Annotated in this window: 19 protein-coding genes and 2 tRNA genes; 9 read left to right on the forward strand and 12 right to left on the reverse strand. The window is 61.8% G+C overall.

The window, feature by feature from the left end; translation table 11 throughout:
- Nucleotides 1–28 precede the first annotated feature (28 nt).
- Entirely contained in the window at nucleotides 29–1,042 is a 1,014-nt protein-coding gene (locus GYK42_RS17615) for a D-2-hydroxyacid dehydrogenase family protein (RefSeq protein WP_166448554.1), read from the forward strand.
- On the opposite strand, the gene GYK42_RS17620 is transcribed toward GYK42_RS17615, so the two are convergent.
- Nucleotides 1,030–1,803, reverse strand: a complete 774-nt coding sequence (locus GYK42_RS17620; RefSeq protein WP_166448555.1) for an L-asparaginase — start codon at nucleotides 1,801–1,803, stop codon at nucleotides 1,030–1,032. The genes GYK42_RS17615 and GYK42_RS17620 overlap by 13 nt on opposite strands.
- 139 nt (nucleotides 1,804–1,942) lie before the next feature.
- Between GYK42_RS17620 and GYK42_RS17625 the strand changes: the two genes are divergently transcribed.
- Both GYK42_RS17625 and GYK42_RS17630 read left to right on the forward strand, forming a co-directional pair.
- Nucleotides 1,943–2,428, forward strand: a complete 486-nt coding sequence (locus GYK42_RS17625) for an asparaginase domain-containing protein (RefSeq protein ID WP_071075044.1) — start codon at nucleotides 1,943–1,945, stop codon at nucleotides 2,426–2,428.
- A gap of 521 nt (nucleotides 2,429–2,949) precedes the next feature.
- On the forward strand, nucleotides 2,950–5,718 hold the full coding sequence (locus GYK42_RS17630; RefSeq protein ID WP_166448556.1) for a TonB-dependent receptor plug domain-containing protein: 2,769 nt from the start codon (nucleotides 2,950–2,952) through the stop codon (nucleotides 5,716–5,718).
- A 75-nt stretch (nucleotides 5,719–5,793) separates the two neighbouring features.
- Here the strand turns inward: GYK42_RS17630 and GYK42_RS17635 are convergent, their stop codons facing one another.
- The 4 genes from GYK42_RS17635 to dinB all read right to left on the reverse strand — a co-directional run bounded on the left by GYK42_RS17635 (nucleotide 5,794) and on the right by dinB (nucleotide 8,989).
- Entirely contained in the window at nucleotides 5,794–6,063 is a 270-nt protein-coding gene (locus tag GYK42_RS17635) for a hypothetical protein (RefSeq protein ID WP_166448557.1), read from the reverse strand.
- The gene (locus GYK42_RS17640) at nucleotides 6,060–6,686 is read right to left on the reverse strand and encodes a hypothetical protein (protein WP_166448558.1); all 627 of its coding nucleotides are present in this window, start codon (nucleotides 6,684–6,686) and stop codon (nucleotides 6,060–6,062) included. Before GYK42_RS17640 ends, GYK42_RS17635 begins: the two co-directional genes overlap by 4 nt.
- 103 nt (nucleotides 6,687–6,789) lie before the next feature.
- The gene (locus GYK42_RS17645) at nucleotides 6,790–7,686 is read right to left on the reverse strand and encodes a recombination-associated protein RdgC (RefSeq protein ID WP_035823026.1); all 897 of its coding nucleotides are present in this window, start codon (nucleotides 7,684–7,686) and stop codon (nucleotides 6,790–6,792) included.
- Nucleotides 7,687–7,804: 118 nt separating this feature from the next.
- Nucleotides 7,805–8,989: a DNA polymerase IV gene (dinB, locus tag GYK42_RS17650; RefSeq protein ID WP_277346630.1), complete on the reverse strand. Its 1,185-nt coding sequence runs from the start codon at nucleotides 8,987–8,989 to the stop codon at nucleotides 7,805–7,807.
- A gap of 142 nt (nucleotides 8,990–9,131) precedes the next feature.
- Here dinB and GYK42_RS17655 point away from each other — a divergent pair, with 142 nt between their 5' ends.
- The 6 genes from GYK42_RS17655 (at nucleotide 9,132) to GYK42_RS17680 (ending at nucleotide 13,948) form a co-directional block, all read left to right on the forward strand.
- Nucleotides 9,132–11,300, forward strand: coding sequence for a S9 family peptidase (locus GYK42_RS17655; protein ID WP_166448559.1), 2,169 nt, complete (start codon nucleotides 9,132–9,134; stop codon nucleotides 11,298–11,300).
- 99 nt (nucleotides 11,301–11,399) lie between these two features.
- Nucleotides 11,400–11,475: transfer RNA gene (locus GYK42_RS17660), tRNA-Val, on the forward strand.
- Between the two features lie 54 nt (nucleotides 11,476–11,529).
- A tRNA-Asp gene (locus GYK42_RS17665) sits at nucleotides 11,530–11,606 on the forward strand.
- 162 nt (nucleotides 11,607–11,768) lie between these two features.
- Nucleotides 11,769–12,866 carry a hypothetical protein gene (locus tag GYK42_RS17670; protein WP_240943636.1) on the forward strand — a complete coding sequence of 366 codons (1,098 nt, stop codon included), beginning with the start codon at nucleotides 11,769–11,771 and terminating at the stop codon, nucleotides 12,864–12,866.
- Complete coding sequence (locus GYK42_RS17675; RefSeq protein ID WP_166448560.1) at nucleotides 12,857–13,483, forward strand: ABC transporter ATP-binding protein; 627 nt, start codon at nucleotides 12,857–12,859, stop codon at nucleotides 13,481–13,483. Before GYK42_RS17670 ends, GYK42_RS17675 begins: the two co-directional genes overlap by 10 nt.
- Before the next feature lie 126 nt (nucleotides 13,484–13,609).
- Nucleotides 13,610–13,948 (forward strand): CzcE family metal-binding protein, encoded by a 339-nt coding sequence (locus GYK42_RS17680; protein ID WP_166448561.1) that lies wholly within the window; start codon nucleotides 13,610–13,612, stop codon nucleotides 13,946–13,948.
- 75 nt (nucleotides 13,949–14,023) lie between these two features.
- Here GYK42_RS17680 and ahpF read toward each other — a convergent pair whose 3' ends face one another.
- The 7 genes from ahpF to GYK42_RS17715 form a co-directional block, all read right to left on the reverse strand.
- A complete protein-coding gene (ahpF, locus tag GYK42_RS17685; RefSeq protein WP_166448562.1) occupies nucleotides 14,024–15,619 on the reverse strand; it encodes an alkyl hydroperoxide reductase subunit F in 1,596 nt (531 codons plus the stop codon).
- A 98-nt stretch (nucleotides 15,620–15,717) separates the two neighbouring features.
- On the reverse strand, nucleotides 15,718–16,281 hold the full coding sequence (gene ahpC, locus GYK42_RS17690; protein ID WP_034753905.1) for an alkyl hydroperoxide reductase subunit C: 564 nt from the start codon (nucleotides 16,279–16,281) through the stop codon (nucleotides 15,718–15,720).
- Nucleotides 16,282–16,468: 187 nt separating this feature from the next.
- Nucleotides 16,469–16,864 carry a DUF3597 domain-containing protein gene (locus GYK42_RS17695; RefSeq protein WP_166448563.1) on the reverse strand — a complete coding sequence of 132 codons (396 nt, stop codon included), beginning with the start codon at nucleotides 16,862–16,864 and terminating at the stop codon, nucleotides 16,469–16,471.
- Between the two features lie 169 nt (nucleotides 16,865–17,033).
- Nucleotides 17,034–19,835 (reverse strand): EAL domain-containing protein, encoded by a 2,802-nt coding sequence (locus GYK42_RS17700; protein WP_240943637.1) that lies wholly within the window; start codon nucleotides 19,833–19,835, stop codon nucleotides 17,034–17,036.
- Between the two features lie 134 nt (nucleotides 19,836–19,969).
- Nucleotides 19,970–20,362 (reverse strand): D-ribose pyranase, encoded by a 393-nt coding sequence (gene rbsD, locus GYK42_RS17705; protein WP_034753900.1) that lies wholly within the window; start codon nucleotides 20,360–20,362, stop codon nucleotides 19,970–19,972.
- A gap of 4 nt (nucleotides 20,363–20,366) precedes the next feature.
- Nucleotides 20,367–21,275 carry a ribokinase gene (gene rbsK / locus GYK42_RS17710; protein ID WP_166448564.1) on the reverse strand — a complete coding sequence of 303 codons (909 nt, stop codon included), beginning with the start codon at nucleotides 21,273–21,275 and terminating at the stop codon, nucleotides 20,367–20,369.
- On the reverse strand, nucleotides 21,272–22,330 hold the full coding sequence (locus GYK42_RS17715) for a LacI family DNA-binding transcriptional regulator (RefSeq protein ID WP_166448565.1): 1,059 nt from the start codon (nucleotides 22,328–22,330) through the stop codon (nucleotides 21,272–21,274). The genes rbsK and GYK42_RS17715 overlap by 4 nt, the downstream gene beginning before the upstream one ends.
- Nucleotides 22,331–22,332: the final 2 nt, after the last annotated feature.

Here is a 22,332-nt window from a genome sequence, read left to right on the forward strand (position 1 = left end):
AAATCCTTACTAAAATCGGCCATCCACCATGAAAATTGCCATACTCGATGATTACCAGGATGCCGTGCGCGGCCTCGATTGCTTCCAATTGCTCGACGGCCACGAGGTCAAAGTGTTCAGCAATACGGCTCGGGGCCTGGGCCAGCTGGCGATCCGCCTAGCGCCGTTCGACGCGCTGGTGCTGATCCGAGAACGCAGCAGTTTCAATCGGGCCTTGCTGTCGAAACTGCCGAATCTGAAACTGATTTCGCAAACCGGCAAGGTCAGCGGCCACATCGATATGGCGGCCGCCACCGAGCTGGGCATTGCCATCGCGGAAGGCATCGGCTCGCCCACGGCGCCAGCCGAACTGACGTGGGCGCTGATCATGGCGGCGCAGCGCAAGATCGTGCCGTACGCACAACATTTACAGGAGGGGCTGTGGCAGACGTCGTCGCTGGAGCCAACGCGCAATACGCTCGGTACGGTATTGAAAGGGCGCACCCTGGCGATCTGGGGCTACGGCAAGATCGGGCAATTGATCGCCGGCTATGGCCGCGCCTTCGGCATGACCATCCTCGTGTGGGGCAGCGAAGCGAGCCGCGCGGCGGCCGTGGCGGCCGGCGATACGGCGGCAGAGTCGCGCGAAGCCTTCTTCGAGCAAGCCGATGTGCTGAGCTTGCACCTGCGCCTGTCGGACAAGACGCGCGGCCTGGTAACTAGCGAGGACCTGGCGCGCATGAAACCGACTTCCCTGTTCGTCAACACCAGCCGCGCCGAACTGATCGCTGAAGGGGCGCTGGAAGCGGCACTGCCGCTGGGACGCCCGGGCGCCGCCGCGCTGGACGTATTTACGGATGAACCCTTGCCGCCAGGCTCGCCATTGCTGCTGCTGCCGAACGTGCTGGCCACGCCACACCTGGGCTACGTCGAGCGTGACAGCTATGAGCTGTATTTCCGCTACGCCTTGCAAAACATCGTCGATTTTTCGCAGAATCAATGCACGCGCCTGCTCAATCCCGAAGCGTTGCAGCACGCGCGGCAAAGCCCTCAGGAGCGCTGAAAACCCTTCAGCAAGTCAGGCTCGCCCGTGATGCGGATGGCGGGCGCCGGCAGTTCGTGCCGGCCGCGCCACAGGCCGGCCCAGCCGGGCGGCCAGGCGATCTGCGGTCCCGCATACGGCGCCACGCCGGCCCGCACGGCCACCACCGTCACGGGCGGCATGTCTTGCAAGGGCTCGCCTGCCGCGCGCTGCATGTCCAGGCTGTACATATAGTTGGGCAATAAGGCGTCGCAGACGCGGCCAAACCAGTCGCTATGGTCGTCGTCGCGCCCCAGCGCCTGCGCCAGCCCCTGCGGGTCGAAACGGGCCAGGGCATCGATCAGCTCGCCAGTGGAGGCGCCAGGGGAATCACCCCAGCCCATCACGGGGTTGACGTTGTAATCGGCGCCCGAGCCGTACCAACCTTCGCGCCAGGGCCGCTGCATCCAGTCGCGCGGCCCCGTAAACAAATGCCAGCGCCAGTGCAGGCCCGACGGCTTGGGCCAGGAATACAAATACAGTTTTTGATAGCCGGCCTGGTGCAGCTCGCGCACCATGGCCATCAGGCGCGCGTGCGGCATGCGGTCGGGCGGCGCGCGGCGAAACAGGATCGCTTCGCCATCGGCGAATTGCACGTCGTCGGTCGACAGGTTCAGGTCCAAGGTCCGCGCTTCGCTGCCGAAACGGGCGGCGATCCAGCCCGTCAGCAGATTGACGGACGTGATCACCCCGTAACCACGGTGGCGGTGAAAAATGACGGTACCGGGAGCGAGCGCTTTCATACGGAGTCGGGGTGGCAGGCAAACAAAGAAACCAGTGTACTCACAGATGGCCAAATTTTCCAGATGCGGCGCCATTCACGCAAGGGCGCCAATCCACGATATCATGCGCGTCATTCTCCACTGACATCGTGACCACATCATGACTTTGCGCATACTCGCCACCGGCGGCACTTTCGACAAGCACTACAACGAATTGAACGGTACTCTGGGCTTTTCCGACAGTCATTTGCCGGCAGCGATTGCCCGCGCGCGCATGACGGCGCCCGTGGCGCTGGAGCAATTGCCACTGCTGGACTCGCTCGACATGCAGGATGCGGACCGCCAGCGCGTGCTGGCCTCGTGCCGCGCGGCGCAGGAGAAAGCCATCGTCATCATTCACGGCACCGACACCATGCGCGAAACGGCGCAAGTGCTGGGCGCGGCGAACCTGCAGCAAACGGTGATTTTGACGGGTGCCATGATTCCCTACGAAATCGCCAATTCCGATGCCCTGTTCAACCTGGGCTTTGCCTGCGGCGTGGCGCAAACCTTGCCAGCCGGCGTGTACGTGGCCATGAATGGCCAGATCTTCGCCTGGGACAATGTGCAAAAGAACCGCGCCGCCGGCGTATTCCAGCCCTTGTAAGCCGATGGCGGGACAGGGCGCAAGAGCAGACCGGCACACGGCCTGACTGACACTCTGTCACAATTCGACCAGCCCGTTTTCAACGGGCTTTTTTACGTTTTTTCACATGGCATAAATTCTGCGATTTCTTAGGTTTCATCAAATTATTGTAGGTAAAACATCAAATTGCCAATACATTAATTTAATGTTGCATAAAAACACCATTGATCATTTTTTAAAACAACGATATTTATAAATATAAACTTCACATTTAACATTTATATAAAATATTCTTCAGTATTCCTTATTTATTGCCAAATCTGACACGGTTTATATGCATTTTTTCTTGCTGAGAAGACATAATGTTTGCCTCGACAAGCAAAAAAGTGCATTTACAACAATATTGCACCAAGTAGTCTTCCACCTCCCACCGATGTGGTTACGCCTACCGTACACGCCTCCGCAAGCCATCTATCCGATGGCTTGAGCGGTGCTCGTGTACTGCTTGTCGTTATTAAAACTACTACGGAGTAATTGTTACAATGGCATTTAAAGAAAAAATTGGCGTACGCAGCGTACGCCTGGCCCTGACCGTACTGGCAGGTAGCGTCTTGTTCTCCGGCCAATCCATGGCGGACGAAGCAATTCAAAAAGTTGAAATTACCGGTTCAAGCATCAAGCGTATCGCTGTCGAAGGCGCCCTGCCTGTGCAGCGCCTGTCGCAAGAAGCGATCGCCAAGACCGGCGCCACCACGATTGCCGACCTGGTACAAAATCTGCCCGCCATGCAAGGTTTCCAGATCGGCGCCACGGCAGCCGGCTCGGACTCAGGTGGCCGCACCAGCGCCTCGATCCATGACATCGGCGAAAGCTATACCCTGGTCCTGCTGAACGGCCGCCGCATTGCGCCGCAAGGCGCCGACAATACGGTCAACCTGAACGCCATTCCGATGAGCGCGGTTGAACGTGTCGAAATCCTGACCGACGGCGCTTCGGCCCTGTACGGTTCGGACGCCATCGCCGGCGTAATCAACTTCATCCTGAAAAAGAACCTGCAAGGCGGCACCGCCGAAGCGACCTACACCGCGCCAGAACACAGCGGCGGCGGTAATAGCTGGAATACCAACATCACCTATGGTTTCGGTGACCTGGACGAAGACCGCTACAACGTGCTGGTCAGCTATCGTCACGACGAGCAAGAAAAAGTGCGCGCGACCGATCGTTCCTTCGCCCGCAGCGGCTTCATCCCATTCAGCCGCAACGGTAAAAACTACATCTACAACAATACGAGCTCGTCGGCAGCTCCCGCGAATGCCTCGCTGTCCTTCGTCGACACCAAGGCCGACAAGGGCTATACCTACAATCCGTACCTGAAGGCCAACGGTGATTGCGCGCCGCAAAACTATGTCACGCCGACGAATACCAATGCATGCGGTTTCGACGGTGCATCGATGGTGGAAATCGTGCCGCAATCGAAGCGCGACAGCCTGTTTACCCGCGCCACCTACAAGGTCTCGGACGACATGACGGCATTTGCCGAAGTCGCCTTGTCGCACTATGACCTGACGGCCCGTATCGCCGCCAACCCGGTCCCTGTGACCGTGTTCAACCGCGATGCAAAAAGCGGCAAGGTCACGATGTTGCCTAGCTACGTAGAGCACATCCAGCCTGGCCTGACGACGGATCAGGAAAACAACCTGTCGTCGGTCATCGCCAACTATCGCCTCGTCGACTGGGGGCCGCGTGCCAGCCAGACAATTACCGACACCAAGCACCTGGTGCTGGGCGTCGAAGGCGAGTTTGCCGGCTGGAACTACGGCAGTGGCCTGACCTGGTCGAAAAATTCGATCAACGAGCGCTACGTTGGCGGTTATGCCAGACGCGGCGATTTCACGTCTTTGCTCAACAATAAGGATTTCGATCCCTTCGCCCTGCCAGGCCAGCAAACGGCTGCAGTGCAACAACTGATCAACGACTCGCAATTCAACGGTTCCGTGCGTACCGCGTCGACCACCTTGCGCGGTGTCGATGCGCACGGTTCGCGTGAAGTGTTCAGCTTGCCAGGCGGCATGGCCAACATCGGTATCGGCGGCGACTACCGCGAGTACAGCTATGAGCAATCGCCAAGTGCCGGCGCCAACAAGGACACCATCTATGGCTTCGAAACCAAGAAGGCATATGACCTGAGCCGCAAGACGTATGGCGTCTTCGCCGAATTGCTGGCGCCCGTCACCAAGACCGTGGAAGTGACCATCGGTGCACGCCTGGACAATGTATCGGCAGTCGACAATGGCTTGACCCATACCACCTCCGGCAAGAGCGAAAGCGCATCGACCTACAAGGTGTCGGCACGCTGGCAACCAGTGCAGTCCTTGCTGATCCGCGGCTCCTATGGCACGGGTTTCAAAGCGCCAAGCATGCTGGATCTGGGACAGAAACTGGACACCGCCGGCTTCACGGCCAGCGCGTATGACTGCCCATTCCCGGGTACCGCAGGCTGCCAGGATAGCAAGAAGCAATACAACCGCATGACCGGCGGCAACCCTGACCTGAAATCGGAAACGTCGAAGCAATTCACGGCCGGTTTCCGCGTCGAGCCTAACTCGAGCTTCTCGTTCGGCGCCGACCTGTGGGATGTGAAGATCTTTGATGCCGTATCGTCGGTGGCCGAATCGCTGGCCTTCTCGGATCCGGAAAAATACAAGGATTACTTCACCCTCATCACGCCTGTGGACAGCCCAAAAGCGTTCTATGCATTCAAATCGTTGGCAGTCAATATTGGCCAGATGCATAACCGTGGTATCGACTGGGACATGACGGCGCGCAAGAAGCTGGACTTCGGCAACCTGACCGTGAACCTGAACGGCACCCACATGCTCAAGGCAGACTACACCGTCCCAGGCACTCGTAATGACTGGACCAGCAGCCTGAACATCTACGGCATCAACCAGGCCGTGACGTTCCGCGACCTGATCAAGCTGACCGCCACCCTGGACACCGGCAAGCTGAGCAACACGATGGTGGTGAACTACCGCAATGGCTACACCGATGCCCTGACGGAGGTGTATAACGTCGACACCAAAGGCATGGAAAAGCTCCGCCTGAACGTGCCGTCGCACATCACCTTCGATTGGCAAGGCCGCTACGCGATCAACAACAAAACGTCGATCCGTGCCGGTATCAAGAACCTGTTCGACCGCAATCCACCGCTGTCGCTGCGTGCCTCGTCGGGCCATCAGGTTGGCTTCGATCCGCGTTACGCCGATCCGATGCTGCGCACGTTCTACATCACCGGCTCGTACAAGTTCTAATATAAGAACGTGAACTAGCGGGTCTCGAAAGCGCCTTGCACTTCATCGTGCAAGGCGTTTTCTTTTGTCGCACAGCTATTGCGTCACCTTGACATCCAGATAACGGTAGTGGCTCTCGCCGTAATCTTTCGATACCGTACGCAATTGCACGGCGACGCCCAGATCATGCAGTAAAGCACTCTCGACCACGTACGCAGTTTCCTGCGTGGTACAGACAAAGCGGGTCGCTTCGCCTTGTAGACTCGCGAAAATCGTACTGGTCTGAAACGTATCCTGCACTTCACACCGCGTGGTCACGCGCTCTGGCCGCTCGCCCGGCTTGGCAGGCACATTAGTTGTGGTCATATTGGCCTGAAAGCGGGTGCCTGGGGATAAACTCGCCGGCAGCGACAGCGACAGCGACAAGCTGGAGGTGGCCAGATAACCGTTGCGGACATCGCCCTTCTCTGCGGCCCGCAACTGAAACAGTTGCCCGCAATCTTCACGCGCAGCATGGTAAAGACGTTGTAATCCTCGCTCAAACTGACCAATCCATCGCGCACGCGCCACTCTTGCTCAAGCACGGACTTTTCCTCAGGCTTGCCCGGGGTCGACGACTCCCGGGAAAAATGTAGCGTCTTGAATCGTGGCTGCCAGACGGGCGCCGCCGCCAGGGCAGCTTGTGCCGCCGCCAACACCTGCGACGGCAACGGCGCACTGTCAAACGCATCTGCGGCATTGGGCGGCGGTGGATACTCGCTGGCGTCGATGTCGGGACGCGCCTCGCGCAACAGGGAGGTGTCGACGCCGCCCTGCAGCGAACAGCCGACGCGCACGACGCCATCCAGCTCGCCGTCCGGCTCGATCAGGAATACGCGTTCCACCTTGTCGCGCCCGGCCCCCACATCGGAGGCGGACGCAAATGGCTGCCATGAGCCACCGGGGAGGCGCACTTCGGAACGCACATAGGCGCCATCATCGGCGCGCATGCGCCGGGCATCCTGTATCAGGGGCAGGCGCCAGCTTTGCCCAATGCAAAACGGCCCGCTGGGCAATGCCAGCGGGCCGTCCGTCACGCATACATGCTGATGCTTACGCCGTCGCTTCGCCGCCCAATGCTTCGACCACGTCGGCCATCAGCTTGGCGAGCTCGCCCGTCATCAGCATCACGTCGCCGTCGAAACGCTCTTCGTCGTTCTTCGTGCTCGATTCCGTTTCCTTGATCACGTCCAGCGGCTTGACGCTCTTGATGGCCAGGGACTCCGTCAGCACGAACGAGATCTTGTCGTTCCACGTCATGGCCAGGCGCGTGCATTGCTTGCCGGCCGCGATGTGACGGCGCACGTCGTCCGCTTCCAGAGTGTGGCGCACGTAGCGCACGGTGGCCTTGCTCTCGCCCGTGGCGCGCAATTCCGTATCCATGTCGACCGTGAAGCCGGCAGGCGCATCGTCCGCTTGCAGCCATTCCGTCATCACCGCCACCGGCGAGCGCTGCACGCGCAGGCTTTCCAGCGGCAGTTTGTCGACGGCTTTCAACAACAGCTTGATGACTTCATCGGCTTTTGCCGGGCTGGCGGCATCGACCACCAGCCAGCCATTGACGGGGTCGATCCACGTCCAGACGTTGCTGCGAATGCTGAAGGCGCGCGGCAGCAGTTCGTCGGCCACGCGCTCCTTCAATTCCTTCATGGCTTTCTTGCCAGGCGCAAAGCCTTGCGCCTCTTCCATCTCGGCGGCGCGGGCCTTGGCCACCTGGTTGATGACGGTCGCTGGCAGCAGTTTCTTTTCCGTGCCCAGCAGGATCAGCATCTGTTTGTTGACCACGTGGACCAGGCCGCCGTTCGGGCGTGGCGTATCCCAGCCCTGGCGCATCAGATCCATGCTGGTCGCCGGCGTAAATTTGTTCGAGGACAAGGCCTCTTCCAGTTGTTCTGGCGTGTAAGCCCACGGTGCGGGCAGGCGGTAAATCTGAAGATTCTTGAACCACATAGTTTTTGTCTTCCGTTTGTTTCAGTAGTGCCAGGGGAACGCCATTCTACACTTTCGACACGGGAATGCCGTCAAAAGCGCGGACTGGCGCGGTGTTGTTGCTGCATGGGAAATGCCGCTACAGGGCGGGAAACAGCTCCGCCTGGGCCGGCGCCTGCCGCGTCACGACGGTCGGATCGGACAAGGTCGAGATGCGCACGCCCAGCAGGCGAATTTTCTTGTCAAATGGCACACGCCGCAGGCAATCGCGGCTGGCGCGCAGGATGGCGGCGGCGTCCGCCGTGGCGCTGGGCAAGGTGATGTCGCGCGTGACGGTGCTGAAATCCTCGAAGCGCAGCTTGATGCCCACCGTGCGCCCCGCCAGCGACTGTTTATCGAGGTCGCCCGCCACGCGCGTGCACAGGCTTTCCAGCTTTTCCGACAGGGTGGCGCGGTCGCGCACCACCTGCAAGTCGCGCTCGAATGTCGTTTCGCGGCTGACGGACTTGGTTTCCCGGCTCGTCTGCACGGGGCGGTCATCGATGCCCAGCGCCGCCTGGCGCAGCCAGCCCGTGTACAGGTCGCCGAACTGCGTGCGCAGCATGGCCATGTCGGCCCGGGCCAGTTCGCCGATGGTATTGACGCCCAGCGCTTCCAGCTTGGCCGTGGCCTTCGGGCCGATGCCATTGATCTTTTTCGCCGGCAAGGGCCATACGCGCGTTTCGATATCCTCCGGGTGCAGGATGGTCAGGCCGTCCGGTTTTTCCAGGTCGGAACAGATTTTTGCCAGCAATTTGTTGGGCGCCAGGCCGATCGAGCACGACAGGCCTGTCGCCTCGAACACGGCCGCCTTCAGGCGCGCCGCCATGGCAGGCGCCTGCTCGCCGTATTCGGTGAGATCGACGTAGATTTCATCGATGCCCACGTTCTGGATGATGGGGCAAAGCTGGGCCACGGCCTGCTTGAAGCGGGCCGAATAGTCGCGGTAAGCCTCGAAGTCGGCCGGCAGCAGGATGCTGTCGGGTGCCAGCTTGGCCGCCTTCATGATGCCCATGGCGGAAAACACGCCGAACACACGCGCCGCATACGTCGACGTGGTGACAACGCCGCGCCCCACGTAGTCGCGCATGCGCGCAAACTGCCGCGTGCCGTCTTCCTGCAGCACGGGCTGCTGCAAGCGCCCGCCGCCGATGACGACGGCTTCGCCGCGCAATTCCGGATATTTCAACAGTTCCACGGAAGCGAAAAAGGCGTCCATGTCCAGGTGCGCTATCCAGCGGCGGGCGGCGGGCGGCTCGGGAAGGGGGGAGGCAGATGTGGTCAAGGACACCTCGCGGCGGAATACTGTAGTTATATACAGTATCGCTGGAAATGCCTGTGGATGCAAGTTGAAACGCACGCGCAAGGCGGTTGCTTTTCTCAATAGCAAGATTACAATCCTGACACAACTATTCAAAGGAGTCGCCTTGTCTATCGCCCATCACGCTGCGCGCCGCCGGTCCGCCTGGTTATCCATCCTGCCGGCCCTGCTGCTGTCCACCCTGGCGCCATCCGCGCTGGCCGCCGACGCCACCACCGTTGCCACCATGTCGGCACCCATTGCCGCCAAGACAGCCTGGCAGGAAACGCGCCACGGCACGGTCGTCACGGACGACTACCGCTGGCTGCAAAAGAAAACCGATCCCGCCGTGATCGATTACCTGAATGCGGAAAACGCCTACACGGCCGCCGTCACGGCCCCGATCCAGCCGCTGGCCGACAAGGTGACTGCTGAAGTGAAGGGACGCATGCAGGAAGTGGACCTGTCCGTGCCTGCGCGCCAGGGCAATTTCTACTATTACACGCGCATGGAAGCGGGCAAGCAATATCCGATTCATTGCCGCCGTCCTGTGGGAGCCAGCGGCGCCTACGATGCGCAGGCGACTGAGGAAATTCTACTGGACCAGAATCAATTGGCCGAAGGCCACAAATTCTTTGCCGTGCGCGCATTCAGCATCAGCCCGAATGAACAGTTGCTGGCCTACACCACCGACACGACGGGTTTCCGCCAGTACGAGCTGCATGTCAAGGATTTGAAAACGGGCAAGCTGCTGACGGACACCATGCCGCGCGTGACCTCGCTGGCGTGGGCGGCCGATAACGCCACCCTGATGCTGGCGCAGGAAGACGCCACCACCAAGCGCTCGGACCGCGTGTTCCGCCTTGCCCTGGGCGGCGCGCCGCAACAGGTCTACCATGAACCGGTGGAACAGTTCGCCATCCACGTCGACCGCACGCACGACAAGCAGTTCTTCGTGCTGACCTCGGGCAGCACGGATACGAGCGAAGTACTGCTGCTGCCGACGAACAAGCCGCAAGGCAGTTTCCAGAGCGTGCTGAAACGCGAAAAAGGCCACCGCTACATCGTCGAGCACCGCGACGGCCAGCTGTATATCGTCACGAATAAAGAGGCGAAGAATTTCCGTGTCGTCAGCGCGCCGCTGTCCGCACCGCAGCCGAAGAACTGGAAGACCGTCGTGCCGCACAACAAGGATGCCGTGATCCAGTCCATCGACGTCTTCCAGGGCTACCTGGTGGTGATGGAAAAAGCGCGCGCCCTGAACCGCGCCCGCATCTACGATTTCGCGCATAAAAACTGGAAGACGGTGCAGTTCGACGACCCCGTCTACCTGGCGACGTCCGTTGGCACGCCGGAGTTTTCCAGCACGCAATTTCGCATGTCCTACCAGTCGCCCGTCACGCCGCCCACCGTCATCGACGTGGCCATGCAAGACGGCAAGCGCACGGTGCTGAAGCAGCAGGAAATCGTCGGCGGCTTTGACGGCAGCCGCTACACGACGCAACGCCTGTGGGTGAAAGCGCGCGATGGCGTGCAAGTGCCGCTGTGGGTCGTCTACAAGAAAGGCGTCAAGCTCGACGGCTCCGCGCCGCTGCTGCTGTACTCGTATGGCTCGTATGGCATTTCCACGGAAGCCACTTTTTCCATCAGCCGCATCAGCCTGCTGGAGCGGGGCGTGATCTATGCGCAAGCGCATATCCGCGGCGGCACGGACATGGGCGAAGCCTGGCATGAAGACGGCATGCTGATGAAGAAGAAAAACACCTTCAATGACTTCATCGACAGCGCCGACTACCTGGTGCGCGAAAAATGGACGAGCCCGAACCGCCTGATCATCCAGGGCGGCAGTGCCGGCGGCTTGCTGATGGGCGCCGTCGTCAACATGCGCCCCGAGCTGTTCCACGCCGTGCACGCGGCCGTACCGTTCGTCGACGTGATGAACACGATGATGGACGCCAGCCTGCCCCTGACCACGGGCGAATACCTGGAATGGGGCGACCCGAACCAGAAGACGGCCTACGACTACATGCTCAGCTACTCGCCATACGACAACATTGCGCGCAAGAATTACCCGGCCATGCTGGTGACGACGGGCCTCAACGACAGCCAGGTCATGTACTGGGAACCGGCGAAATACGTGGCCAAGCTGCGCGCATATAAAACGGACGTCAATCCGTTGCTGCTGAAAACAAATATGGGCGCCGGCCATGGCGGCGCTTCGGGCCGTTACAACGCCATCGCCGAGAACGCTTTCAATATGGCGTGGATGCTGTCGCAGTGGGGTATTACGGAGTAAAGTGAAAAAAGCGCTTGCAGAAGGATTTTAGCCGTCCTATAATAGCGCCTCTTCCAGACGTGGTGACAAACGTCGGGATGGTTTTCTGAGACAAGCAACGGGTGCTTAGCTCAGTTGGTAGAGCGGCGCCCTTACAAGGCGTAGGTCGGGAGTTCGAGCCTCTCAGCACCCACCAAATCAGAAAACTGTCCAGTGCTTCATGGATCAGCAACACAGATCATACGAGCTTGGAGTGGTAGTTCAGTTGGTTAGAATACCGGCCTGTCACGTCGGGGGTCGCGGGTTCGAGTCCCGTCCGCTCCGCCAATAAAAGAAAAGCCCTTCGGTTCTCTGAACCGAAGGGCTTTTCCCATTGTGGGGTCAGACCCACAACACCGCTAACACAGAGTGTTATGCAAACGCTCATGGGGGTCTGACCCCAGCTGTTAGAATCAGCGCTACCCCGACTCCGCCCCTGCCCGCATGCGCTTGCCCCGTAGCACTCATCCCTACCTTGCCCTGCGGCTGCGTCTGGCCCATCATGCTTTGCTGCAATTTGCCGCCAGCCTGGCCAGTTCCATGGAAATTCTCGTGTTCCTGGCCGGCCCCGTCTTGCTGGGCTTGCTCAGCGTCATCGCCCTGCCCGGTTTTCTCGCCGTCACTCTGCCCTGGCCCGCCGCGCTTGGCCTGCTGGGTGCGCAAGTGCTGCTCACGTGCCTGCCCGCCTGGCTGCTGCGCAAGCGATTGTTGCCCGCCAATATAGCCGCCTGGCTGCACCAGCTGCCCTTGGCGCCGCGCCTGCGCTGGCAAGCCGATATCGCCGTGGCCGGCATGCTGATGCTGCCGCCGGGCCTCGCCTATGCCGTCTCGGCCAGCATCTGGCTGCTGCAGTCGCCGCCTTGGCTGCGCCCGGTCGCCGTGCCCGGCGTGGCCGCCACCGTCGCCGCCTGGCTGCTGGCGTGGCTATTGACGACGCTCATCGTGGCGCAGCGCCTGCGCGCGCCGCGGCCGGCACAAAGGGCGCGCCCGCCCACGATGACGGCCTACGTGCCGCAACGGCCCCGCTGCTCTACCCTGTTCCTGTGGCGCCAACTGTTCTGGCTGCCGTTCTGGCGCAACGAGAATATGATCGGCCTGCAGCAAAGCCTGCTGCTGGCTACGGCTGGCGCCAGCATGCTGACCTGGCTGCTGCGCATGCCCCTCGTGCCCGCACCGCTGCTCGGTTTGCTGGCCAGCGCCAGCCTGGTCATTGTGACGGACCGCGGCGACAAGGCCGTGCGCGAACAGATCGCCGTGCTGCGCCCCGCGCTGAACGCCTGGCCCCTGGCCAGCGCAGGCTTGACGCGCCTGGCCTGCGCGGCCAGCCTGCTGCCGCCGTTTGCCGTGCTGCTGGCAGGCGCGCTCTTGCTGTATTGCATCGATCCCGCCGCCTTGCAGCAGCGCGTGACCAGGGTGTACGCCATCACCGCCAGCGCGGCCCTGCTGGCCATCGTCGGCTTGCCCCGCCTGACGGCGCGCGGGCGCGTCGCCCTCGTCGTCCTGTCCATCCTCGCCTTGAGCGCCATCGGAAGCGAATTATGGAATTGAACCTGTCTTCTCCCGTGCTGCACGTCGAGCACCTCGATTTTCACTTCCCCACGCACAGCGTCTTCCAGGGATTCAATCTGCAATTCGGCCCTGGCGTCACCTGGCTGCGCGGCGCGAACGGGGCTGGCAAAACGACCCTGCTGAAGCTGGCGGGCGGCGCCCTGCTGCCCGCGCGCGGCACCATCCGCCTCGATGACGTCGACAGCGGCTGCATGCCGCTGGCCTACCGCGCGCAAGCGTTCTATTGCGGCGGCGACACGCCTGCCCTGCCCTGGCTGCAAGTGCACGAGTTTCTCGACCTGCACCTGGCCCTGTATCCGGGCAGCGACCCGTCCCTGCTGAATGACGAGTTGAGCGCGTTTGCCATGACGTCCACTTTGCAGCAGAGCATTACCGCCCTCTCCCTGGGCCAGCACAAAAAACTGCAACTGGCGCTGGCCCTGGCCTTGCCCGTGCGCCTGCTGCTGATCGACGAGCCGTTCAATGGCCTCGATGCGGCGGCCATGGCGCACCTGCGCGCGCGCCTGGCCGAGCCCGCCCGTCTGGTGCGCCAGTGCATCGTGCTGACCAGCCACCTGGAACCGCAACTGCCGCTGGCGGCCACCGTGCAACTGTGAAATATTGCTTTGAAGATCAGCCAGGAAGCGCTTAGGATGCCGTGTTGCAAAAACCGGCGATCCCGGTGCAGCCAATACGATAAAACGGCGTGGTGACCCGCTGCGCCATACATTCCTGGAGAAATTATGTTGAACACCCACCGCAGCGCCCTGGCCATCCTGTGCGCCATCCTTGCCACGAGCGCCATCGCCGCCGGCCCCACGGGCACGGCCGCCGACTATGGCACGCCAGCCCATCAAGGCGCTGCCCAGCGCAGCATCGAACTGCAGCCCGATACGCGCCACATCAACGTCACGCGCGGCGAAACCGTCACCATCGCGCGCGCCGGCCAGCGCTTTACGTGGCACGTGCAAACGTTCAGCAACAAGACCGTCTTTGCCCTGAGCGAAATTGCGCCGAAGGACATGGCCGTCGATGGCGTGCAGGTATATGTGGCCGCCAATCCCCAGTACGCGGGCAGCTGATGTAGGTTTCCTGCGCGCATAAAAAAAACCGGAAGCGCCTTGCGACGTTTCCGGTTTTTTTTGCGGCGGGACAGCTTACGCCGTCAGCGCTTCCTTGGCTGCGGCCTCATCGACCACTTCCTCGTCGTCCGAGCGGATCAGGTGGTCAAAGGCGGACAAAGCTGCCTTGGCGCCTTCGCCGGTGGCGATGATGATCTGCTTGTACGGCACCGTGGTGACGTCGCCGGCCGCAAACACGCCGGGGATCGAGGTCTGGCCGCGGGCGTCCACTTCGATTTCGCCGTGGCGCGACAGCGCTACAGTACCTTTGAGCCACTCCGTGTTCGGCACCAGGCCGATTTGCACGAAGACGCCTTCCAGCTCGACCTTTTTCGATTCGCCGCTGACGCGGTCCGTGTAGCTCAGGCCATTGACGATCTTGCCGTCGCCGTGGATCTCGGTCGTTTGCGCCGACGTAATCACCGTCACGTTAGGCAGGCTGTGCAGCTTGCGTTGCAGTACCGCATCGGCGCGCAGTTCCGCGCCGAACTCGATCAGGGTCACGTGTTTTACCAGGCCGGCCAGGTCGATCGCCGCTTCCACGCCCGAGTTGCCGCCGCCGATCACGGCCACGCGCTTGCCCTTGAACAGCGGGCCATCGCAGTGCGGGCAGTAGGCGACACCGTGGTTGCGGTATTCCTTCTCGCCCGGCACGTTGATTTCGCGCCAGCGGGCGCCGGTGGCCAGGATGACGGTCTTGGCTTTCAGGATGGCGCCATTCGCCGTTTCAATCTGCACCAGCTTGCCCGGCGTGAGCTTGGCGGCACGCTGGGTGTTCATGATGTCGACTTCGTATTCCTTGACGTGCTGTTCCAGCGCCATGGCGAACTTAGGACCATCGGTTTCCTTGATCGAAATAAAGTTCTCGATGGCGAGAGTGTCGAGCACCTGGCCGCCGAAACGCTCGGCCAGCACGCCCGTCTTGATGCCTTTGCGGGCTGCGTAGATGGCCGCTGCCGCGCCGGCAGGGCCGCCGCCGACGATCAGCACGTCAAACACGTCTTTCTTGTTCAACGCTGCCGCCTGGCGGGCGCCGGCGTTGGTGTCGAGCTTGGCGAGGATTTCCTCGACATTCGTGCGGCCCTGGCCAAAATGCTGGCCATTGAGGAACATCATCGGCACGGCCATGATCTGGCGCTCTTCCACTTCTTGCGGGAACACGCCGCCATCGATGGTGGTGACCTTGATGCGCGGGTTGATCACGGCCATCGCATTCAAGGCCTGCACCACTTCCGGGCAGTTATGGCAGGAGAGCGAAATAAACGTTTCAAATTCGTAGTCGCCGTCGAGGTTGCGGATCTGCTCGATCACGGCCTCGTCGAACTTGATGGTGTGGCCGCCCACTTGCAGCAGGGCCAGCACCAGGGAGGTAAATTCGTGGCCCAGCGGTACGCCGGCGAAACGCACGCCGATGTCCGAGCCTGTACGGTTGATGCTGAACGACGGGGCGCGTACGCCAGCGTCAAGGCGCTCGACCAGCGTGATCTTGTCGCTCAACAGGACTATCTCCTGGAGCAATTCCTTCATCTCGCGGGCTTTTGCGCTGTCATCGAGAGAAGCGACCAGCTCAAGCGGATACACCACTTTTTCCAGGTAGGATTTCAGTTGGGTTTTGAGGGTTGCGTCTAACATGATTTTTTCTTCCTTTACAAATATTTAGGCGAATGCCGGGCCGGACGCCCGGTCCGGCATCGCGGTAACTACTTGTTTGCTACGTGTTGCATCGAGACTTAGATCTTGCCGACCAGGTCCAGCGATGGGGTCAGGGTTGCTGCGCCTTCCGTCCATTTGGCTGGGCAAACTTCGCCTGGGTGAGCGGCAACGTATTGGGCTGCCTTAACTTTACGCAACAGTTCCGATGCGTCACGGCCGATGCCGTTGTCATGCACTTCCAGCACTTTGATGAAGCCGTCCGGATTGATGACGAAGGTACCGCGCAGTGCCATGCCTTCTTCTTCGATCATGACTTCGAAATTGCGCGACAGGGTACCGGTTGGGTCGCCGATCAGTGCGTATTGCACTTTCTTGATCGCGTCCGAGGTGTCGTGCCATGCCTTGTGCGCGAAGTGCGAATCGGTCGAGATGCCGTAGACATCGACGCCCAGCTTCTGGAATTCAGCGTGGTGATCGGCCAGATCTTCCAGTTCGGTTGGGCAAACGAAGGTGAAGTCGGCTGGGTAGAAGACGAATACCGACCACTTGCCTTTCAGCGACGCTTCCGTCAGGTCGACGAATTTGCCATTGTGGTATGCGGTTGCCTTGAATGGTTTAACTTGGGTATTGATCAGCGACATTTCATTTCCTCTCGTGTGGTGAATCAGTAAGACTCTAGTGTAAGGGGTTTTAACCCATACGCAAAATTGATTGTCGCAATAGTTTCAATTGGTTTTGGCTATCACGACATGATGGGAACTCCATGATAGGCAGTTCCCACGCGATTGGATAGCGGCGACAGTGGATACCCCTGCCACCGCCAGGTGTTTAATTCTTGAGTTCTTCCGGGACTTTGCCGCCGTTTTCCGCCAGCTTGATCATCACCTGGCGGTGCAGCCAGATATTCATGCTGGCCGAATCATTGGTATCGCCCGTGAAATGCAGCTCTTGCGCCAGTTCCTTGCGCGCGGCCAGGCTGCTGTCGAGTTGCAGCAATTTCATCAGGTCGACGATGGACGTGCGCCAATTGAGTTTTTCCGCGTTCTTGCTGGCCAGGTCGACCAGCACCACTTCCACGTCCACGACGGGCGCGGCAGCCGCTGGTGCGGGTGCTGCCGCCGGTGCCGCTGCGGGTGCTGTCGTGGCGGCGGCCGGCGTGGGAGCCGGGGCGGCGTCGGACGAATGGTGGAAGATCTTGTTATAGATATTGCTGAAAATGCCCATGAGGTCACCTCGAGTTGAGTGAATGGAAGAAGGTTTGCCTGCGCACTAGGTCCAGGACCCATGACAGCAACGCCGGGCGCAGGCGCCAGCCCATCGAGTATAAGCCCGTTCAAGCCGGAAGCCCTGTCCCGCAGGCTTGCGTCAGATCTGGTGGCCGACTGGGTCTGTTTCAAGGGTGCAAAGGTCGCCGGGCGTGCAGCAGCGCGTCGAACGCTTCGATGGCCAGCGCTGGCGCAAACAGCTCGCCTTGCGCAAAGTCGCAGCCGATCTCCAACAGCCGCGCGCGCTGCGCTTCGGTCTCCACGCCTTCGGCGATGACTTGCAAGCCTAGCTTGTGGGCCATGGTGACGATGGCTTCGCACAGCACCAGTTCGCTGGCGCCGGGTGCCAGCTTGCGCACCAGCACGCCGTCGAGCTTCAGGTAATCGATGCCGCACTGCTGCAATTGCGTCAGCGAGGCATGGCCGCTGCCAAAATCATCGAGGGCGATCTGCAGGCCCGCCTCGCGCAGGTGCTGCAGGCGCGGCGCCATGCTATTGTCGTTAGGTAAAAGTACATCTTCGCGCATGTCGAGCACGATGGCCGAGGCCGGCACATCGAGCGCCATCAGCTGGCGCAGCCAGGTGCCGGGCGCCTCCACTTCGCGCTGCAGCTCCAGCGGCGACTGGTTCAGGCACAGTTGCAGTCCTGGCGCGCCGATGGCCTGGCCTTGCGCGCGCCAGTGCAGCAATTGCGTGGCCGCCGTGCGCAGCACCCAGTCGCCGATCTCCACGATCAGGCCGCTGCTTTCGGCCAGCGCCAGGAAATCGGACGGATACACGATGCCCCGCTGCGGATGGTGCCAGCGCAGCAAGGCTTCCGCTTTGGAAATATTGCCGCTGTGCAGTTCGACGATGGGCTGGTAGTACAGCTGCATCTGCTGTTCGCGCAGGGCCGTGCGCAAGTCCGCCCCCATGCGCATGCGGTTGACGGCCGCCACCTGCATGGCGGGCGTAAAGTAACTGTAGCGGTTGCGCCCCGCCCCTTTCGACACATACATGGCTTGGTCCGCCTGCTTGAGCAAATCCTCGATCGTGCCCGCGTCGTCCGGATACAGGGTGATGCCGATCGAGGCGGAAACGAAGGCCTGCTCCTGTCCCAGCAGGAACGGCGCCAGCAAGCCGTCGAGTATCTGCCGCGCGATGCGGTCGACTTGCTGCAGATCGTCGATGTCGGACAGGATCACCGTGAACTCATCGCCGCCCAAGCGCGCCACCGTGTCCGTCTCGCGCACGCCCACGCGTATGCGCCGCGCCGCTTCGATCAGCAAGATATCGCCCTGGTGGTGGCCAAGGGTGTCGTTGACTTCCTTGAAATGGTCGAGGTCAATGAACAGGATGGCCACGCGGCTCGTATCGCGCCGGCCCTGGGCCAGCGCCTGGCGCAAGCGCTCATGGAACATGCGCCGGTTCGGCAATTGCGTCAGAGTATCGAAATTGGCTTGCTGCCAGATCAGCGCCTCCGTTTGCCGTTTGTCCGTCACGTCTTCCAGCATGCACAGGTGGTGCGGGCCGCCATGACGCGCCGTGGCGATGGCCGTCACCGAGGCATCGACCCACACCACGCCGCCATCGGGGCGCACGATGCGCTTGGCGTGGCGAAAGCCCTGCAGGTGCCGCGCCAGCAGCTGCGCCACGTGCGCCTGCTCGCCGGCCACGTCGTCGGGATGGCTGATCTCCATCCAGCTCGAGCGCCTCATGTCCTCCAGGGTACGTCCGGCGATGGCCAGATAGCGCGGATTAATATCGAGAAACTGTCCGCTCACGGTATCGATCAGGGCGATGCCCATGGGTGCTTCCTCGAACATGGTGCGAAAGCGCAATTCCCCCTGGCGGATGGTTTCCTCCGTGCGGCGGCGCTCGCGCGCCAGGTTGTTGAAGTGGAAGCCGGCCGACACGGCCAGCAGGCTGCCCGCCAGCCCCAGCGACAGGTACAGCCAGCCCAGGTCGGCGCCTGGCACGGGGCGGTACTGGAAGCCCTTGTAGGCGCGGCTGGTCGTGGCATTGGGCGGCAGCACGCCCATGGCCGCGTACGTGTCGGCGATGTGCTGCCAGCGCTGGGGATTCATGTAGCCGAGCTCCACCAGCACGGGCTGCAGCAGCAATTCCATTTGCTGCGCCTCGTACAGCAAGTGCGCCTGGTCGTGGCGCTGGCTGTATTTGGCGTGGATCACGCGCGCCATTTCCTCGCGGTGCGCCATCGCGTATTGCCAGCCGCGCAGGCTGGCCGCGCGGAACGCTTTGACACGCTCGGGATGGCGACGCAGTTCCTGCTCGCTGGTAAACAGATTGTCGCCGTAAAAATCGATGCCGGCCGTGCGCGGCGTAAACTGGTAATAGGAAAAGCCCGCCCGGTCCAGGTAGTCCGGTTCATTGGTGGAATACGCGGCAATCGCATCGACCTTGCCATCGATCAAATCCTCGATCCGGTAGCTGGGCGGCAAGTGGCGCATCTGCTGCGGCGCGACGCCCATTTTCCCCAGGAATAGCGACACTTCATCGGAGGCGGCCGCCACATTGACGGCGGCACCGATCATCACGGGCGCCCCCACCAGCTTGCGCACGTCGGGTGCGCCGCCCTGCTGGCGCATCAGCAGCACGCTAGGCGAATGCTGGAACACCACGGCCAGCACCACCACGGGCTTGCCCGCCAGGCGGCTGAGCAACAAGGTGCTGTTGCCCACGCCGTACTCGGCATGGCCCGCCAGCACGGCCGCCTCGGCAAGCGGCACGCCGCTGCCTTCGACCAATTTCACCTCCAGCCCCGCCTCGCGGTAATAGCCTTGCTCGATGGCCGCGTAATAACCGGCAAACTGGAATTGATGCGTGAAATTGAGATGCAGGGAGACGGCTTCCAGCGCCCGGACGGGCGTGGCCAGGCACAGCAGCAGAATGAAACAGCAGCGGAAAGCGTCGGAGGCTTTCATCGGCATGGCGGGACACCACAGGAAGCTGCCGCGTTGGCAGGGGTAAGGCTATTGTAGCCGCCCCTTTTGCCGATGGATAATTATTTCAGTGCGGACAATAACGTTGATGTTTTTGGCAAACAATGTCGTCATTGTTTGCGTTAAAACACGACGCCAGCCACCAGAATGATGTTGGCGTACGGGCTGCACTCGCCCGTGCGCACGATGGCGCGCGCGCCCTTGGACAATTGCTTGAACTCGTCGTGCGTCACCTGGCGCGCATCGGGCAAGGCCAAGGCCGCCACCTGCGCCGCCATGGCCGGATTATGCTGCGGCAACTCGCTGGCGAGCAAATGGTATTCCACCTGCATTTCGCTTAATACCGTGTTCACGGTATCGATAAAGCCGGGGATGCCGCGCGTCAGGGCCAGGTCGATCAAGGGCACGCCCGGCTGCGATGGCAAGCCTGCGTCGCCGATGACGAGCATGTCGCCATGGCCGAGCGAAGCGATCAGTTGCGACAGCGCAATATTAAGCAGCGGTGATTTTTTCATGGATTCAGAACAGCTCGTGCAAGTGGGGGATCGACGTTTGCGCGCCGGGCTTGGTGACGCTCCAGGCGGCCGCGCGCTGGCCTTGCTGAATCGCTTCCGCCTCGTCCATGCCGGACGCCAGGCCCGCCACGAAGCCGCCAATAAACGTGTCGCCGGCGGCCGTCGTGTCGACGGCTTTTACCGCTTCGGCCGGGAAGGTGTAATCGCCGCCGTACAGGGCCGCGTGCACGCCCTTGGAACCCAAGGTGATGATGACGTTGTCGCTGCCCAGCTTTTGCAGCGCGCCCGCCAGCGCCTTGACGTCCGCGCCTTCCGGGCTGACGCCGGCCAGCATGGCCGCTTCGATTTCATTCGGAATCAGGTAATCGACCAGTTCCAGCACGCCTTCCGGCAAGCTGGCGGCCGGAGCGGGATTGAGCACCACGGTCTTGCCCAGCGAACGGGCCAGTTTGATCGCGTGCACGACGGTGGCCATCGGCGTTTCCAGCTGCAGCACGACGATGTCGGCCTGTTCAATTAACCCTTGCGCCGCGTCAATGTGCGCGGGGCTGAGCAGATCGTTGGCGCCGCCGGCGATGACGATGCTGTTCTGGCCATTGTCGTCGACGAGGATGGAGGCGATGCCGGACGCGACACCGGGCAAGGTGGTGATGTGGCTGTCGATGATGCCGTCGCCGACGAGCGCCGCACGCAGGGTCGCGCCAAACGCATCGTCGCCCACGCAAGCGACCATGGCCACTTGCTGGGCGCCGGCCACGTTGCCGCTCAGGCGCGCGCAGGCCACGGCCTGGTTGGCGCCCTTGCCGCCAGGGATGGTTCTAAACGCGCCGCCCGTCAGGGTTTCGCCGGGGAGAGGCATGCGCGGCACGCGCAAGACCAGGTCCATATTGATGCTGCCGATAACCACGATCATGATGTCATTCCCATCAGTTCAGTTGCAGGTGAAGAAGTAGGTGCGGTAGAAGTTACAGCGGCCGCCACGCTGGAGCCACGCACGTGCAGTGCGGGCGCGATGCTGCGCTGCTGGCGCGGCAAGGCGGGGTCGGCGATGCGCGCCAGCAGGCAGGCGGCCGTGATGTGGCCCAGCTCGCGCGTATTTTGCGCCACGCTGGTCAAAGCTGGATGCACGAAGCTGGCCAGGTCGATATCGTCGAAGCCGACGACGGCCAGGTCCACGGGCACGGCAATGCCCCGCTCGGCGGCGGCGCGCAGGGCGCCAAAGGCCATCAGGTCATTGCAGCAGAACAGGGCATCGGGGCGCTGGCCTGGCGGCAGCCCCAGCAAGTCCAGCGCGGCCGCATAGCCTCCCGCGCTCGTGAAATCGCTATGGCGGCACAGCGCGTCGTCCAGGACCACGCCCGCGTCCGCCACGGCGCTGCGCACGCCATCGATGCGGTCGTTGGAAATGCTCACTTCGCGGGGACCAGCGATGCAGGCGAGACGCCGGCGTCCCAGCCCCAGCAGGTGGCGCGCGGCCAGGGCACCACCGGCGCGGTTGTCGACGGCCACGGCATCGATGGACAGGTCGCTGGGCGCGCGGTCGAGCAGCACGGCCGGCACCTTCATCTTGCGCAGCAATTCGCCATCGCTGTCAGCCAGCGCGGACAAAATCAGGCCGTCGCAGCGCTTGGTCAGCAGCACGTTCAGGTAGTCGCGCTGCTTGACGGGGTCGTCATCGGAATTGCACAGGATCACGCTGTAGCCGGCCGCGTAGCAGCTGTCCTCGATGCCGCGCGCCACTTCCGAAAAATACGGATTCGTATTGTTGGGGATGATCAGGCCGATGGTGCCCGTGCTGCGGCTGCGCAGCGAACGCGCCAGCGCGCTGGGTACGTAATGCAATTGCTCCGCCGCCGCCAGCACGGCGCGGCGCGCCTCGTCGCTGACGGGGCGGGTATTGTTGAGGACGTGCGACACGGTGGTAAACGACACCCCCGCCGCCTGCGCCACTTGTTTGATGGTTGCCATGG

Source organism: Janthinobacterium lividum (genome assembly GCF_011601275.1).
GTDB lineage: Bacteria > Pseudomonadota > Gammaproteobacteria > Burkholderiales > Burkholderiaceae_D > Janthinobacterium > Janthinobacterium lividum_E.